General features: G+C 48.8%; 17 protein-coding genes and 2 pseudogenes. 16 read left to right on the top strand and 3 right to left on the bottom strand.

From position 1 onward, the window contains the following. Positions 1 to 40 precede the first annotated feature (40 nt). From M977_RS00095 to M977_RS00050, 10 genes and pseudogenes are all read left to right on the top strand, one after another. Positions 41 to 985: a 5'-3' exonuclease family protein gene (locus tag M977_RS00095; RefSeq protein ID WP_064511531.1), complete on the top strand. Its 945-nt coding sequence runs from the start codon at positions 41 to 43 to the stop codon at positions 983 to 985. Further along, positions 985 to 1251: a hypothetical protein gene (locus M977_RS00090; RefSeq protein WP_064511530.1), complete on the top strand. Its 267-nt coding sequence runs from the start codon at positions 985 to 987 to the stop codon at positions 1249 to 1251. Before M977_RS00095 ends, M977_RS00090 begins: the two co-directional genes overlap by 1 nt. Before the next feature lie 2 nt (positions 1252 to 1253). Beyond that, complete coding sequence (locus tag M977_RS00085) at positions 1254 to 2330, top strand: recombinase RecA (protein WP_064511529.1); 1077 nt, start codon at positions 1254 to 1256, stop codon at positions 2328 to 2330. Between the two features lie 295 nt (positions 2331 to 2625). Further along, positions 2626 to 3456 carry an SPFH domain-containing protein gene (locus M977_RS00080; protein WP_004110049.1) on the top strand — a complete coding sequence of 277 codons (831 nt, stop codon included), beginning with the start codon at positions 2626 to 2628 and terminating at the stop codon, positions 3454 to 3456. 162 nt (positions 3457 to 3618) lie between these two features. Beyond that, positions 3619 to 3989: pseudogene (locus M977_RS00075) on the top strand (DUF2591 domain-containing protein). Next, positions 3973 to 4383: a DUF7238 family protein gene (locus tag M977_RS00070; RefSeq protein ID WP_064511528.1), complete on the top strand. Its 411-nt coding sequence runs from the start codon at positions 3973 to 3975 to the stop codon at positions 4381 to 4383. Before M977_RS00075 ends, M977_RS00070 begins: the two are co-directional and overlap by 17 nt. 68 nt (positions 4384 to 4451) lie before the next feature. Next, complete coding sequence (locus M977_RS00065) at positions 4452 to 4727, top strand: hypothetical protein (RefSeq protein WP_064511527.1); 276 nt, start codon at positions 4452 to 4454, stop codon at positions 4725 to 4727. Positions 4728 to 4765: 38 nt separating this feature from the next. Then, on the top strand, positions 4766 to 4945 hold the full coding sequence (locus tag M977_RS00060) for a hypothetical protein (protein ID WP_064511526.1): 180 nt from the start codon (positions 4766 to 4768) through the stop codon (positions 4943 to 4945). Further along, on the top strand, positions 4942 to 5277 hold the full coding sequence (locus M977_RS00055) for a hypothetical protein (RefSeq protein WP_064511525.1): 336 nt from the start codon (positions 4942 to 4944) through the stop codon (positions 5275 to 5277). The genes M977_RS00060 and M977_RS00055 overlap by 4 nt, the downstream gene beginning before the upstream one ends. After that, a complete protein-coding gene (locus M977_RS00050) occupies positions 5277 to 5489 on the top strand; it encodes a hypothetical protein (RefSeq protein WP_006812558.1) in 213 nt (70 codons plus the stop codon). Before M977_RS00055 ends, M977_RS00050 begins: the two co-directional genes overlap by 1 nt. A 608-nt stretch (positions 5490 to 6097) precedes the next feature. On the opposite strand, the gene repA is transcribed toward M977_RS00050, so the two are convergent. Then, entirely contained in the window at positions 6098 to 7153 is a 1056-nt protein-coding gene (repA, locus tag M977_RS00045; RefSeq protein WP_064511524.1) for a replication protein RepA, read from the bottom strand. 742 nt (positions 7154 to 7895) lie between these two features. Between repA and M977_RS00040 the strand changes: the two genes are divergently transcribed. Together M977_RS00040 and M977_RS25745 are read left to right on the top strand one after the other, a co-directional pair. Then, positions 7896 to 8540, top strand: a complete 645-nt coding sequence (locus M977_RS00040) for a hypothetical protein (protein WP_064511523.1) — start codon at positions 7896 to 7898, stop codon at positions 8538 to 8540. A gap of 75 nt (positions 8541 to 8615) precedes the next feature. After that, positions 8616 to 8828: a hypothetical protein gene (locus M977_RS25745; protein WP_245163460.1), complete on the top strand. Its 213-nt coding sequence runs from the start codon at positions 8616 to 8618 to the stop codon at positions 8826 to 8828. A 230-nt stretch (positions 8829 to 9058) separates the two neighbouring features. Here the strand turns inward: M977_RS25745 and M977_RS00030 are convergent, their stop codons facing one another. After that, a complete protein-coding gene (locus tag M977_RS00030) occupies positions 9059 to 9562 on the bottom strand; it encodes a hypothetical protein (RefSeq protein ID WP_064511522.1) in 504 nt (167 codons plus the stop codon). Between the two features lie 227 nt (positions 9563 to 9789). Between M977_RS00030 and M977_RS00025 the strand changes: the two are divergent. The 4 genes and pseudogenes from M977_RS00025 to hemB all read left to right on the top strand — a co-directional run. Then, positions 9790 to 10824, top strand: a pseudogene (locus M977_RS00025) (metallophosphoesterase family protein); the annotation flags it as partial. A 911-nt stretch (positions 10825 to 11735) separates the two neighbouring features. Next, on the top strand, positions 11736 to 12638 hold the full coding sequence (locus M977_RS00020) for a LysR family transcriptional regulator (RefSeq protein ID WP_064511521.1): 903 nt from the start codon (positions 11736 to 11738) through the stop codon (positions 12636 to 12638). Positions 12639 to 12812: 174 nt separating this feature from the next. Next, entirely contained in the window at positions 12813 to 14024 is a 1212-nt protein-coding gene (locus M977_RS00015) for an MFS transporter (RefSeq protein ID WP_064511520.1), read from the top strand. Positions 14025 to 14139: 115 nt separating this feature from the next. After that, positions 14140 to 15120 (top strand): porphobilinogen synthase, encoded by a 981-nt coding sequence (hemB, locus tag M977_RS00010; protein ID WP_064511519.1) that lies wholly within the window; start codon positions 14140 to 14142, stop codon positions 15118 to 15120. A gap of 312 nt (positions 15121 to 15432) precedes the next feature. On the opposite strand, the gene M977_RS00005 is transcribed toward hemB, so the two are convergent. Next, positions 15433 to 15852 carry a GNAT family N-acetyltransferase gene (locus tag M977_RS00005; protein ID WP_064511518.1) on the bottom strand — a complete coding sequence of 140 codons (420 nt, stop codon included), beginning with the start codon at positions 15850 to 15852 and terminating at the stop codon, positions 15433 to 15435. Positions 15853 to 15977 lie beyond the last annotated feature (125 nt).

Raw genomic sequence — 15977 nt, 5'->3', positions numbered from 1 at the left:
GGCGTCTACGGACGCCTTACTTTTTGGAAGGAGTGTACCGGTGAATTATCTCTTTGTGGACGGTAACAGCCTGGGCTATTACCACCAGCAATCCGACAAATTACACAACGGCGAGATGGAAGTTCAGGCCGCATTTGGCTTCGTGAAGAACGTTCGTCGTTACGCCTCAATTCTCCATGCCCGGCCAATGATCTTGTGGGATGGATTCAGCGACAAACGTCGCGACTTCTACCCGGAGTACAAAGCGAACCGCGACGACGACCCGGATATGAAGAAGATGAAAGAAGGCTTTGCCATCCAGAAGCCGTACATCTTGAAAATGATGACCGCGCTGGGCGTTAACCAACTCATTGCAAAGGATGCAGAAGCGGACGACCTGGCTGGAATGCTGGTCTCTCGCCTGGCTCCGCAGCCGACCGTTGAACATATCTACCTGCTGACGGGTGATGGCGACTGGCTCCAGCTGGTTCGCGAGAACGTTAGCTGGGTAAGCCTGCGTGAAGATGCCAAGCACAAGCAGGTGAACTTCGAACAGTTCGCAGAGCTGACCGGTCTGCCAACGCCACGCGCGTTTCTGGAAGCGAAAGCGTTGCAGGGCGACAACTCGGACAACATCAAAGGCGTCGGTGGCATTGGTGATGGTGGCGCGAAAGAGCTGCTTCATGAATGGGGAAGCGTGGCCGCAATGGTACGCGGCATTAACGATGGCTCCATTGTCATCAACAAAGGTCGCTATAAGACGGCATTCAACAAGCTGGCAAAGAACGCCTTCAACGAGAAGACGGGCTGCCGGATGCTCGAAGCCTTTAAGCGCAACATGATGCTGATGAACCTTATCGACACAAAATTCCCACCCAGCGAAATCGAGTCGATTAAAGGCGCACGCGACATGAATGCCTTCGAACAGATGTGTTACGAGCTGAATTTCCGGTCGTTTCTGGAAGATCTGGAAGTGTTTGTTCTGCCGTTTGAGAGGTACTGCTGATGTTGAAATCCATCATTAATGGCGGGGCAACTACGCCAACCATGCTGGCTAAAGAGATTGTCTTCTGCCACGGCGAGCACGCTGTGGTGGCACTGCCGAACATTCTGGGCGCTGCTGGCATTTCTGCTACTGAGCGTGAGTTCGCGATGGTCAGCGAGCAGGTCGTGAAGATCATCGCTCGCGTAGCCAAACACCTGAACCACGACGCAATCAAGTTTGACGAAGCCGCTGCTTCAAAGCGAATCAACGAATCAAAAGGAGCCTAATCATGGCAAAAGGCAAATCCGCACTGGCACTGGCGCTGAAAAAGAAAATCGGCAGCAATGACGAGATCCAGAAGGTCTCCCACTGGATTGACTCCGGTTTCCCTCCACTGAACAAAGCCATTTCCGGACGTTATGACGGTGGTTTTCCGTGTGGGCGTATCGTTGAAGTCTTCGGTCCACCAAGCGCCGGTAAAACCTTTTTGGCGACGGCTGCGATGGTGTCAGCACAGAAACAGGATGGTCTGGCCGTGTTCCTTGACCACGAAAACAGTTTCGACGTTGGTCTTGCGGTGGCGAATGGCTTGAACGCCGACGAAGATGACGGCCAGTGGGTCTACAAACAGCCGGATACCTTCGAAGACTCCGTCGAGCTGATCGGCACAATCCTCAAGCTGGTGCGCGACGAAGAGCTTATCCCGGAAACAGCCCCTATCTGCATCGTTGCCGACTCTCTGGCGTCGATGGTTCCGAACTCGAAGGCTGAGAAGTTCGACAAGATGGCAGAAGGCACTGCGAAGGACAAAGATCAGCTGAACATGAACGACAACACGGCGCTGGCGCGCGCGACGAGTGCGAACTTCCCTACTCTGGCGCTTTGGGCGCGTAAGTACAACGCGTGCATCATCTTCTTGAACCAGGTGCGTACCAAAATTGGCGTGATGTTTGGCGATCCGACTACGTCTCCGGGTGGCGACTCTCCGAAGTTCTACGCGTCGGTGCGCATCCGTCTGGGCGCATCCGTCATGAAGGATGGTAAAGAGAAGATCGGACAGGACGTTGGCGCCGAGTGCATTAAAAACAAAGTCGCGCCTCCGTTTGGCAAATGCTCATGGAAATTCTACTTCGACCCGACTCGCGGGCTGGACGTCATCGAATCTCTGGTTGAGTACATGCTGGAGGAAGGATACCTGCCCAAGAACGCCAGCGGGCGTGTGGAAATTGGCGATAAGAAATACACCAAATCGCAGATCGTCGAGATGTACCGCGAGAAGCCACTCCCGGAAATCATCGCAGCACTCCAGTCGATAGACGAACGGCGAGCGAAAGAGTCGTCCCCAGCAGAGACAGAAGAAGCGTAATCACAAGGCGTCCAGTGGACGCCTTTTTTACACTTGAAAATATATAATCACTTACTTATCATTTCTGCGCCAAAACGACAAAAGGAAACACATGGTCAAGGGTTATCTCATGGCTGTTTGAGCGGTGATATCATTCTGCTCTATCTACGGTTTGCTGGTTCCATCGCTTATCTCAGCTAAAAGCGATCTGGCTTTATTTATCGGACTTGCCATCGCTGTAGTCTTCCCGGTTGCCTTGTTAAAAGCTGGCCGCAGGTATATCAACTCACTCAATAAAACTAAGGAGAAGTAAGTAATGAAGAAAGGTTTACTGGCGGTGGCTTTGGCTGCTATTTGCACAATGGGTCTGACCGGCTGCGATCGCGTGGAACCGGGATACGTTGGCATTAAGGTAAACAAATTGGGTGAAGACAAAGGTATCGGTGAAGTTGTCGGCGTTGGCCGTCAGTGGACTGGTCTGAATACCGAGCTGTACACCTTCCCCACTTTCAAACAGATGAAAACCTACGATGAGCCGTTCACATTCCAGATGAGCGACGGTACAGCCATCGGCCACAAAATTGGTGTGGCATATCTGGTTAATCGCGACAAAGTAACTACCGTATTCCAGACCTATCGCAAAGGTGTTGATGACATTACCGACACTGATCTGCGCCAGAAGATTGCGGATTCACTAAACCGTCTGGCCAGCCGCATGACTACCGACACGTTCATCGACGGTGGCAAGGCGTCTCTGCTCGACAATGCGCTGAAAGACATTCAGGCAGAAATGTCACCGGTAGGTATTGAGGTTATTAGCCTGTCATGGGTGGGCAAACCAGACTACCCGGACACAGTTATCGAATCTATCAATGCCAAAGTGACCGCGAACCAGAAAACGCTCCAGCGCCAGCAAGAAGTTGAGCAGCGCAAGGCAGAAGCGAACATGCTGCGTGAACAAGCCGAAGGTGAAGCCGACGCTATCCGCAAACGTGCTCAAGCAGAAGCTGATGCCATTAAGTTACGCGGTGAAGCATTACGTCAGAACCCGAACGTCATGGAGCTGGAAGCCATCAACAAATGGAATGGCCAGTTGCCTCAGTACATGACTGAAGGGGCTAATACTCCGTTTATCGCGTTGAAGTAACAGCCTTTTCAAAGATACGGCGTCCACTTGGACGCCTTTTTTATTTCCGTATTATCACCAACAAGAAAACAAATTGGTTACTAATACGGAATTAGCATCCGTAGAAGTACAAAGTGACAACGCCACATAGTTGTTTGGCAATGGATGAGAAGGAGATCGGGAATGAAAAATTACAGCGAGATGACGGACTTTGAGATTAACTGCCTGGTCGCGGAAGCCACCGGCCATCGACCGCTTATCTCACAATATGGCTGGAAAGGATCACAGGAAGGCGATTACACAGCAGTGGTCGCCATCGGCCCGAACGGAGCCGGAACCTTCGACTGGTGTAACGATCCGGAAGATGCGTGGGACATTATTTACCGACACAGAATCGGCGTAATCCCTGCCAGACAGCCTGGCGAGTGGAGAGCGGCCCACAGAAAGGTGGATAGCTCAACGCCACAAAATCTGATCCAGAACCCTAACCCTTGAGAGCGGCAATGACCGTGTTCCTTTTAATGCAGGAGAAAAAGCGTGAAGAAACTGTATGACGCGGCCAACGCTGCGCTGGATGTAGTGGATACCGAAATTGCTCAGGGCTTCCCGGAGCCAGAATGGGCGACGCAGCTGCGTGAGGCGATTGCAGAGATGAACGCACCGGAACCTTCAGAAGATGAAGCCGACTGGCAGCGTTTCATCAGAATGTACGCGGAAGAGATTGGCCCGACGCCAACCGCTGAACAGGCCATGCTGCTCAAGTACTCCAAGGAGGCTGGAGATAATCTGCCGGTTGATGATACACCGCACTGGTTTCACGCTGCCTGGCGTAAGTTCGACGTGATCTACACCCGCGGTCTGGGAAACAAAGATATGGTCGTCTGGCATCTGATGCACATTGATAAGGCTGTCGACCGCACGTTGGAGAAGTTCTTTCCACCAGCCTGAACACAATGATTGTGCGCCGCATGGCACACATTAATATAAATAAGTACTTACCAACAAGGAGAAAACACATGAAGATTTTGGTTCGCATTTCAGCCAGCACCGACTATGACGTTTACCCGTTGTTCATGGTTAAGGGCGACGGGCTGAGCGATGAAGAAATTCAAGCGGCAATTGAGCGCAATCTCGTTGAGTACACAGGCATGGATGCAGATTCTGTGTATGTCGATGATGACGGTGTTTGTTGGCACAACGGTAGTTGTTGGTACGTCGACGACACGATGCCGGTAAGCGATGAAGACGCGGCTCATCTTGAGCGCATTTTAGGCATCAGCACTTTTGAGTGATATTTACAGCAAAATATATAAGTTAGTATCTACCTATCATGAAAATTGTATTAGACACTTTATTACTTATTGTCTCGATAGCTTTTGTGGTCGATTGCATCTTCACCGGAGCAATCCGTAAAGCGCTGGCGCCTGTTAATGGCGCGATGGTTAATGCGCTGGCCGTAGTGCTGGTATTCGACTCAGCATTCAGCGTTATCAAAGGAGTCGTGGCATGAAGAAAATAGCCCTGGCTCTGGCGCTGCTCTCCCTCCCTGTCTACGCGGACACGCACGTCTATGAGTGTGAGATGGCAGTGGCCGAAGTGAAAAACGACGTGATCCGCAATGTCGTCAAAGCCAACTACGGCGCGATGGTTGTGGACAGCGGCGAACAGTTTTATGTTGTGCGCGATGATCGCGTCCTGTCTTCCCCCTATCTCACCAAACGTAACGGCAAACTGTCTGGCGTGGGCGAAGATAAGCTCGTTTACAACAAATCAGGTGATGTCTACGGCGTTCACGCGAAGAACGCCAGCTACCTTTTCGATGACTGCAAGGAGGTTGGTTGATGGCGGTTACACTGGCGGGTCTGGAAATCGAAAAAACAAGCGGCTACTGGCGTGCCAAAGGATTTAAGCAACCCGGCGTGCTGGAGCGTCTGGAACGTGAGGACGGTGTCATTGTCCACCAGCGTCGCGAATGGCGCATGTACGATCCGGAAACAGGTAAGCTCACGACGAAGGCCGGGACACTCTGGGGTCTGCTGAAGAAAATCCACTGATAACACTAACCACTGCGGTGAGTAGCCAGCTCACCGCGTGCGTATCCGGCTCATAACCACTGTGATGAGTAGAACACCATTCAGGTATGCAATCCAACCACTGTAGTGAGTAAAACAGCTGCCGTGACATCCAGTAACCACTGTAGTGAGTAAAGTGGCGATTATCGACGCCGCTATCCACTGTAGGGAGTAAATAGGCGTTCATTCGCACCAAACAACCACTATAGCGAGTGATGGAATGCGCTCTCCAGCGGGTATCCACTATAGAGAGTAAACCTTCACTGTTTTCAGCGGATATCTACTCACTACAGTGGTTAGTAAACCCAGCCAACCGATTCTGCTCTCCATAGTGGATGGCCATTAATAAAGGGGTAGCGATAACCACTATATGAAGTGGATTTAACAAGATACCCAGTGACCACTAACCTCGCAGCCCTTGATTCATCTAGGTTTGTAACCACTAACATTTATTTCGTTGTTTGCGTGCCACTGCCTACAGTGGTTACTCTTCGGTTGCTGTTACTCACTACAGTGGATAGCGGATTCCAGATAAACAAAAGGCTCACTACAGTGGATAGTGAGCCTTTATACTCTCTACAGTGGTTGGGCTATTTACGAGTTTTAGCCTTGCGTAGCTCTCCGAGAATCGCCAGTTCTTCCTTGCTCAACATGACCATCTCACCGTCTTTTTCTTCAGGAACAACATCGATAATTTCCTCCTGATCATCGCCTGGCAAGATATCTTCGGGCTCTACCGGCGCAGCTTTAGCTGGTGGCAGTGCCGAGCGTAACTTCGGCCGCCTATAGTGGATGATGAAGTAGACCGAGCTGCCGCGCTTCACTTCGGTGTAATCGAGATAGCCGATCTCCCGCAGCTGTTCCATCGCCTTCCTGACTGTCGCGTTCTGGGTAATGGTGCGGCTGGTTAAGTTAAGTCTGGCGCGTAAGCGAGCCAACGAGATTGGTGCCGGGTCAGGTGGCAAACTTTCGATGAAGGTGTAGAGCGCCTGCGCGGATTCTTTTCTGGAGAGTTCGTTAATTGCCCGGAGTTGCAGAAGAACCTTTTTGTCAAACTGGTAGAGTTCGAAAATCTTAGGATCAGCCTGCAGCGAGACCGTGTCGTTCTTGGTGCTGTACTTTGCTGTCTGCACAAGGTGCGTCACGTAATACTCATCAGAGCCTTTACTGCGGAATGAGATAGTGTTTGTGGCGATACGAGTCAGAGAACTGTCCAGGCGCTTACGTAACTTCGCGGACGATCTGGCCGTTGGTATGCCACAGAGCCTGACGAACTCGACGAACGGTAACGTGACAGTGTCGCCAACAACCTTGTGTTTGGCGAAAGCGTGGATGATGCCTACCCACGTTTTGAAGTCGTTATCCATATCCAGACGAACGCCGGAGATCCTTATGTCCTCGTACCCTTCGGCTTTGGCCAGAGACAGCTGTTTGAGTTCAGCAGAGGCGTCCATAGAGACCATTTGCCCCTTTCTGCCCCTGGCGGTCGATTTCAGCGTCGGAACGAAGAGACCAAGACGCATCAGAGCAACGGGCTGAACTGTGTTGTTGGTGTTAGGAACTAACGTAACAACTTCGCCGGTCTTTTTGTCTGTTTCTGAGAATGCTTCAACGATCGCTATGTTTTTATTGCCGTTTTCGCTCATTCCAAGTGTCTCTTTTTATTCGACGGCTTTGATGGCCTTTACTGATTACAGTGGATAGTAGCACTCATCACAGCGGTTATCCTACCGCCTATAGTGGTTTTTCTACTCTCTACAGTGGTGGGTTTACTCTTCATAGTGGCTGATCTTCTCTCTATAGTGGATATCGACCACCTCTAAAGCCATGTGGCACAACGGTTTGCGGGGTGCGGGGATCTTTTTGGGTCTTTGTGGTTCTCTTTGGTTCTCTTAGGGATCTGAATTACTGGATCGGGCCTGTGTATAAAAATCAGGTAATTGCAAAATCAGCCATCACTCCCCTTCTGGGGATATGTGTGGTCGAAACAAACACGCCTGAACACAAAACTTACAACATTTCCATGAATATCAGCCATCTGCCGTAGAAAAACAGGCACTGAGTTATCCAGTTAAGATAATGTCTCCTACTCCCTACAGTGGATACCGACCACTCTCCATAGAGGTTGTTTTGCTCTTCATAGCGGTTATTATGCTCTCTACAGAGGTTACTTTGCTCCCCATAGTGGATAGTAACCCCCTCTCAGGCCAGTAACCGCAACGGCTGGAGACGATCGGGGATCTCTTTTGATCTTCTATAGGATCTCTCTGGGGATCTAATTATTGGATCGGTCCTGTGAATAATGGGTATAAGTAAACAGGCATTTGCAAACATCGATGCGCCTTGTCAGTTATCGTTGCCCCGGACAAAACTATTTGAATAAGAATTATGGATCTCAAACGCACGCGCTGGGTTCGCCGTCTTGAAGATGGCTCCTACACCATTGAATCGAACACTAGCCTGAACAAACAGAAGTTGCTCTGCGACCTGTGTGGCATTGCGTCGAAGTGCCCGATTAACGAAACCCGGCTCAAACTCCACGACGCCGGTGCGCACTTCCACCTGAACAGCTGCATACGTTACGTGCCACTGCTGGCATTTCGTAAACCGATCATCGGATTAGACGCTCCCTACTTCAACACACTCCGCTCTGGTGTAACGTGGCGAGACCGGATCGAACCTGGCAAGCTCGTTTGTCTGGTTGAGGCTGATACTGGAAACATCATCCGGTTCGGGAGAGTCGATAAGGTCTACTCCGGCCCGGTGGATGAGATGCTGCGAAAACACAGCCGGTTTAACCATCTCTGCATGGGTGGAGAGAAGATCGAGAAGGTTGGCGAAGTGATCCGCAAATCCTACGGACACTTCCTGAAAGACGACAGCCTTCTCACGGCCATCTACATTCGCCATGTCGATCGGGAGTTCGATACGGAGTATCACAGTGCTGAAGAGTTGAATCTTGTCGACCCTCGCCCAAAAGCTGGGGTAATCGACATCAGCGTAGCGCGTCAGAAGCCCCCTGAGACGTTTTAAACGTAAACTCATGGTTTTACCGGGGCATAAAATATGGTGTCTTAGAAAGACACTGAGAGCTTTAGGGATTAATACATGAGTGAATTTTATTCAAGGGCAGCAACTGTGGCAGACATGCCATTCATCATGGGTGAGTTCGAAGACGGCACGCGCAAGGGTCACTTCTATGAAGAGATTCTCACATCAAAGGGGGGTAAAACCTTTGAGAAGCAGACCAAGCTGGCCATCAAGACGAACGAGCAGGGCCAATACTCCGGGCATTATATCTACATCCTGCTGTGCCGTTAGTATCGTCAAAGAGCTACGCGGGAAAGGCTATGGGTCAATGCTGGTGTCCGACATGATCGCTTCAAACTCGAGCCAGCCGATGATGGCGAAGTGCTACGTCAAATCCTCGCAAATGGCCGACATGCTAAAACGCAGAGGTTTTCACCTTTTCAACACGTCACCCAAAGGCACGCAGATGCTGTTTCGCGATCCAAAGTAAAAAGCACCCCATACGAGGTGCTCCTGAAGAATTAATCGCACGTAGTTTTGCCAGTGCCGTCTGGGTATACGATGGATTCGCACGACTTACCGTTCAAGAAACTGTAGCTGCGAATAGTGCCGTCCGGATCGCTTTCTGTGTAGGACTCCAGCTTCTTCGGATCAGCGTTCTTACGACGCACTTCTTTCAGCTCATATTGGGCCTTGTACATATCCTTGTAGGCTTCCTCTATGCGCTTCATTTTGATTTTTTTAGCCTCTTCGCTTCCAAGATAAGCGGCCATTTCAAGATCACAGTTGAAACGGATTTTTGGGAATGAAGGCGCGTATCTACCCAGGATTTTGGTTGAATCATTGTCGTTGGAGACATAATAGGCATGGCTGCCACACAATTTGTCGGCTCTGTCCTGGGCAATTGCTACGCTTGAAGTGGAATAAATATCAACGTACCCGCCAGCTGACTTTTCATCTTGAGGCGGCTTTGGCACGCATCCGATCAGAGCAATGGCCATCGTCCCTATAATTACGCGTTTCACCGTCTGTTCTCCTTTTTCGTTTGGTTGTCATCAATGAGTGACTGCGATTATAGAGTGGCTTGTAACATTTAGAAATCTTTGCCGCTTCATAAATAGGTATTCACTTACTTATATATTTTGTCATAATCGTGTGCCTGTAGATTTTCTTCTGTGCCGTGTTGTCTGGGTTTCTCGCCTCTCAAACACGCTTAATATCTGTATCAAAATAACCACAAAGGAAAAAACACATGACATTGCCATACGGGGTGATATCAGATCCCCATTATCATCGTTGGGATGCTTTTGCGACAACAAACGCTGACGGGCTGAACTCTCGACTGGAGATCCAACTGGACGCCACGAAAGAAGCTGCCAAAGCCATGAAAACTGCGGGCTGCAAACACATGCTGGTGGCTGGTGATACTTTCCATGTTCGTGGTGCTATATCGCCTTCCGTCCTGCATTTCGTGACTGAAACTTACGAGTGGATCATCAAAGAGTTGGGCCTCGAAGTGGTTATGCTGGCCGGCAACCACGACCTCGAAACCAACGATTCCGTATACAGCGCCAATGCAGCGGCCTCTCTGCGCTCAATCGGTGTGGAAATCGTCTGCGGCAAACGTCCTCACTCCATCAAAATGGGCGATGTTACCGTCCACCTGATTAGCTGGCGCAATAACCACGCAGAGCTTATCAGCGACCTCAAAACACTGCGTTCCGGGCTGGATGGCGACAACCACGATGTCGTTGTGCATACCTCGATCAACAAAGCGATCCCCACCATGCCTGATGTCGGCATCGACGCACAGGAACTGAAAGATATCGGCTTCCGTTTGTTGCTGTCCGGACACTACCACAACCACAAAGAAGTGCTGCCTGGAGTGGTTAGCATCGGGGCGCTGACGCACCAGAATTGGGGCGATGTTGGCTCGCTGGCTGGCTTCATGATCGTCAACCCTGACGGCACCTTCACCCACCACGAAACCTCCGCACCCAAGTTCGTCAACCTTGAGGACGATGTGGAAGACGACCAAATTCGCGGTAACTACGTGCGCTTCCGTGCCGTTGTTGAGAGCGATGAAGAAGGCATCAAACTCCAGAACGTCCTGAAAACAATGGGCGCGAAGGGTGTCGTCTGCAACTTCATCCGCAAGGCATCGATGATGGAAGGCACTGCCAGTACTGCGGAGACCAGCAAAATAGACAGCCTGGGCGAGTCCGTCGCGGCGTACTGCAAGATCGTTCACGACACTGACGGCGGCTTCGACCTGAGCAAAGTGAGCAGAGAGAAGGGTCACTTTATGATTGTCGAGTCTGGAGTGTTTCGAGAGGTTGAATCCAGTACTCCCCTTCATAAAGTGTGGGAAGATCTCGGTTCTGGGGTGCTGTCATCCATAACTTCCCAAGCCTAAGCTGGCAGTAGACTTAGGTCATAACTTTTCAGGTTATGTAACGACCAGGTTGGTGAGGAAATTTTGTACTCACCTCCCTGGGAGAGTATTACCTGAAAAGACAACCTCTCACTTCGTTCGAGGTGAACTTCACTCACTTTGTTCGTTCAGTTCAGGTTTTATTAAAACCTGTTCTGGGAAGTAAGTTTTTATTTTCTAGAAAATTTTTAATATTTACATGCACGCGTGCGAGGGAAAAAATCGCCCATTGTAATGTCTTCAATGTGCCAGGTGCGGACGTTCAAACACCACCTAAGGTGTATCACCGGAGATAATATAAATGTAGGGGTAGTCCAGTGAATGATTCGTTTTAGCGGAGTACTTACAAATTGCTTGCAATTTCCCGAGTCAAAGCGAGAAATCAGACCGTGGATCAAATCGCAATCCCACAATGCCTACGTTGGATTTGTCTTATTTCAGGGTGTCACTTAAGTTTCCATTCCCAAAAAATTCTTAAGATGAAACGTGTAATAAGAAATCCTGAGAAATATCGCCCCGAAGTCTATTCAGACTTCAGCTGTGGACGAGGTAACAAGCTACACACTCAAGAGGATTTTGACGCGTTCATGACACGTTTTGGAGAAATTTTAAAGGCATCATGAATAAAACTGCATTTCAAAGGCGACCTATTTCCGGTTAAATTATCCCCAACGCAGTTCCTGATGACGAGTACAACAACACTAAAGTAACTGGCTACAGGCTGGAAAGAGAAAGACATCTTCAAATAAATAATCTGGAACATAATGGATAATTACAATCAGTTGCTGGCATTCATATGGGCGTATGAACACGGAAACTTTTCTGCTGCCGCGCGGGCAAACGGATTGACGCCTTCTGCGATGAGTAAACTCATTAGCCGTCTTGAGACCCGACTGCAGGTAAGGCTTTTCTATCGCGGGACGAGAACATTAACGCTGACCGAAGAGGGACACGTTTATCTGCACAGTGCCCGGGCAGTAGTCGATGCAATGGCAGAGGCTAATTCACTGGCTGAAGATATGCCAACACGCATCAGTGGGCAGCTGAAAATCCGCACCATGACGAGCTTTGCTCGTCATCAGATACTCCCATGGTTACCTGATTTTATTGAATCCTACCCAGCTCTCAGTGTGGATATAGAAACAGGGCCGGTTTACCGTGATGACTTTGATAAAGGCCTTGATCTGGCGATTTATGGTGGTGTACTTGCCAGTTCCTCTCGTATCGCCCGTCGTATCGGTGAGAGCCAGTGGATTACCTGTGCTTCTCCCGCTTACATCAACAGGCACGGTAATCCTTCCCATCCACGTGAACTGATGGATCACCGCTGTTTTCACTTTAATTTTGAAAGCCACTGGAACCAGTGGGTATTTGCAGAAGGCAATCAGAGCATCGTATTCCCGGTGAAACCCATTGCCTCGTTGTCACAGGGTGATTTACTTCGCGATCTGGCCATTCAGGGAGAGGGTATCGTCCGGCTGGCTGACTTTCATATTCACCGGGATATTAAAGAGGGAAGGTTAATTCCGCTTTTGGAAGCGTTCCAGTCTCCTATCAGGGAACCTCTCTATACCATCTACGCAAAAAGGCAGCATCTCAGCCCGCGCATCCGGTGTTTTATCGAATTCATGGAAAAACAGATAGCTCTGCATCCCTGGAGTATTTGAGTATCCCGCCGATTAACCTTCATGATTATCTTCCCCATAATATGCTCCCTCCCACTGTGAAACTGATTCACAGTGGGTATGACTGCTGCTCGAATCCCTTACATGATGGTTTATGGTACCGTTTTGTCGATTTCCACAGAATGATTACATTCCTCAGAGACAGCAGAAATTACTATGTCAGATATACGATCATCATGGGCAGGGCTGGCATTGGCTCTGGCATTTTTTTCCGGCATGCTCAGTAGTAGTCTGCCCACTCCTTTGTATCCTGTATACATCAGTTTATATGGGTTTAGCGCGTCTCAAATAATGACGGTATTTGGCGTGTACGCCGCCGGTGTTCTTTTTGCGCTGATAGTTACCGCTAAAATTAATATCCGACCTGAGTCATATACAATTCCTATATATGCAGGTCTAGGATGCGTATTTCTTTCATCATTGCTGATGATGTTTGCACATAACATTATCACTCTGATTCTGGCCCGATTTATAACGGGGTTAGGTTCGGGTATTTTAATGGCATATATTAACCGGTCGCTTATAAAAATATTCGATACTGAAATAAGCAACGCTGCCGCACTGACAGCAACAGCCTCATTGATTTTGGGGCAAGCGATTGGGCCATTAATTACGGGTAATATAGTCCATCATGACTTTTATAAGCTTAAGGCTCCTTACGTTATTCTTCTTTCTTTGGTTGTAATATCAACTATCGGAGTCTGGCGCAGTCGTCAGGTGGTGAATAAACCCATTATCCCCATACTCATTGAACGACAAAAAATCATTATTGAAAGCATAAACATGCTCTCTTTCAGGGATGTCATTTTCTGTTGTATGGCAATATTCCTTTCTTGGGCGATGGCTTCTACCTTTATGTCTCAGGGGCCGATATTGGCTCACATCTATTTCAACGTTACCAGCGTGCAACGGGTAAGCTACTCACTGTCCGCATTCCTGCTGGTTGCCGGTGCAACCCAGTTGGTGATGAGAAAAAAACACCATTACTTCTCGCTGAGGATCGGTGTTACAGCCCAGTTGGCAGCAGTCTTGATCGCTCTTGTCAGCGTTTACACTATCAGCCCTGGTCTTCTTCTCATTTCCGTCATGATGGAAGGTTTCGCTTATGGGGCAATATTGGTCGGTGCAGTAACTATCGTGAATATAGTTGCCAGACAGAGTCAGCAGACGCACATAATAAACCTGCTCTATATCGTGGGATATGTTGGTAACTGGCTGCCATTTTCTCTGAGTACAATGATGGATCATTTACCAATGAAAACCGCTCTGGTTGACTATCTTTTTATATGCATCCTTTTTAGTATCAGTGTTTTTATATCAACCTATATTTCTGGCAGGAATAACCGGGCAGTACAGATTAGGTCATAAATAATAAAAAATTTTTATACATTGCACCAGATCACTCTGTTCATTTCATTAATAACCAGGTTCATTACCGGTTAACTAAACATTCCACTCAACAAATCAGGCCACTGAAGAAATCATGAATAATAAATTTCCAGCATTACGACCACGCCGCCTTAGAAAATCGCATTCAATGCGTGCGCTTTTCCAGGAGACAGAAATCAGCCTTAACGACTTCGTGTTACCAATATTCGTTGAAGAAGATACGTCAGAGTTTGCAGAAATACCCACCATGCCTGGCGTTCTACGTATCCCTGAATCCAGGCTGGCACATGAAATCGAACGTTACGCCAGAGCCGGAATTCGCTCGGTAATGACTTTTGGTATTTCTCATCATATGGATGCGACGGGCAGCGATACCTGGAATGAAAACGGGCTTGTAGCGCGTATGACCCGGATCTGCAAAAACACCGTTCCTGAAATGATCGTGATGTCTGACACCTGTTTTTGTGAATACACTACGCACGGCCACTGCGGCGTACTACATGATCACGGTGTCGACAATGATGCAACACTTCTGAACCTGGGCCGTCAGGCAGTGGCTGCCGCTGCTGCGGGTGCCGATTTTATTGCGCCTTCAGCAGCTGCAGATGGCCAGGTTCAGGCTATTCGCTACGCACTTGATGAGGCAGGTTTTACCGATACCTCCATTATGGCTTATTCAACAAAATTAGCGTCTTCACTATATGGACCTTTCAGGGAGGCGGGGGGAAGTGTGCTGCAGGGAGACCGTAAAGAGTATCAGATGAACCCAATGAACCGTCGGGAAGCAGTACGAGAATCGTTACTTGATGAAAATGAAGGTGCCGATGTGCTGATGGTCAAGCCCGCTGGTACCTATCTGGATGTGATCAGCGATATTCGTGCCGCGTCACGCCTGCCGCTGGCGGCTTACCAGGTAAGCGGCGAATATGCGATGATTAAATTTACCGCCAGAGCCGGTGCAATTGATGAACGTAAAGTCGTTCGCGAAACATTAGGTGCCATCAAGCGAGCCGGTGCTGATATTATTCTCTCCTACTTCGCAATGGACATCGCAGAAAATGGAGTGGGGTACTGACTCCGGTGGTTAAGAGTTAGGACCCAAATTCAGGCGTTGCAGAGACAGCAACGCCTGAGAGGAAATTCGCGAATGATATTAGTTAAATATGATCCAGAAACAACCGTCTCTGTACAACGGGTATTTTTGGCTGATATGCCTCCCTGTGCGAGGGAAGAAAGACCGGATACTTCAGTTTAGACTGGCACTGTTTTCAGGGAGGAGATCAGCATAACGTCCGCAGATCGCTCATAGCTGCCGGAGATGTTTCGAGAGGCAGATAAGTGCCAAAAGCTGCCTGTTTGCAGCTTTGATAAAGTGAAAGCACTAATACTATAAATTAGTTTTTATTAGATAATGCCTTTGTGAACCTACTTTAGGGAAGTCCGGTAATGACATTTGAAGTATATAACCCTTTTTTTCATAAAAGGGGAGAGCCTGGAAGCTAAACGTATCGACAAGGCCATGAATACACCCTTTTAGCACACCTTCTTTCTCAGCCATGCTCATAAGTTTGCTACCCAAACCGCCACTCCTTGCTGATTCACTTACCCAAAGATAATCGATACACAGCCATGGACCTTTCCTATCCGCAATTAATCCACCTACCATCTCCCCGCTTTCATTTCTGCAGTAGACTCCGAGCTGTCCATTTTTACTAAAATCGATGAACTGACCATTATAGCTTCGTAACCCCGCAAGCAGTTCTTCTCTGTCATATTCAGTAACCTTATGAACTACTTGAATGTCCATACATCTCCGTTTTAGAAACTATTACACTCGGTGTTAAATGTTATAAACAAGCTTCCTTTATGTTGCAATTAAATGTTGCTATGTAGATCATTTTACCAAGTTTACGTCCGCAACTCGCTCACAGC

This window comes from Buttiauxella gaviniae ATCC 51604 (assembly GCF_001654835.1).
GTDB lineage: Bacteria > Pseudomonadota > Gammaproteobacteria > Enterobacterales > Enterobacteriaceae > Buttiauxella > Buttiauxella gaviniae.
Note: the sequence above shows the minus strand (reverse complement) of the source record. Positions and strands in the feature narration are given on the sequence as shown.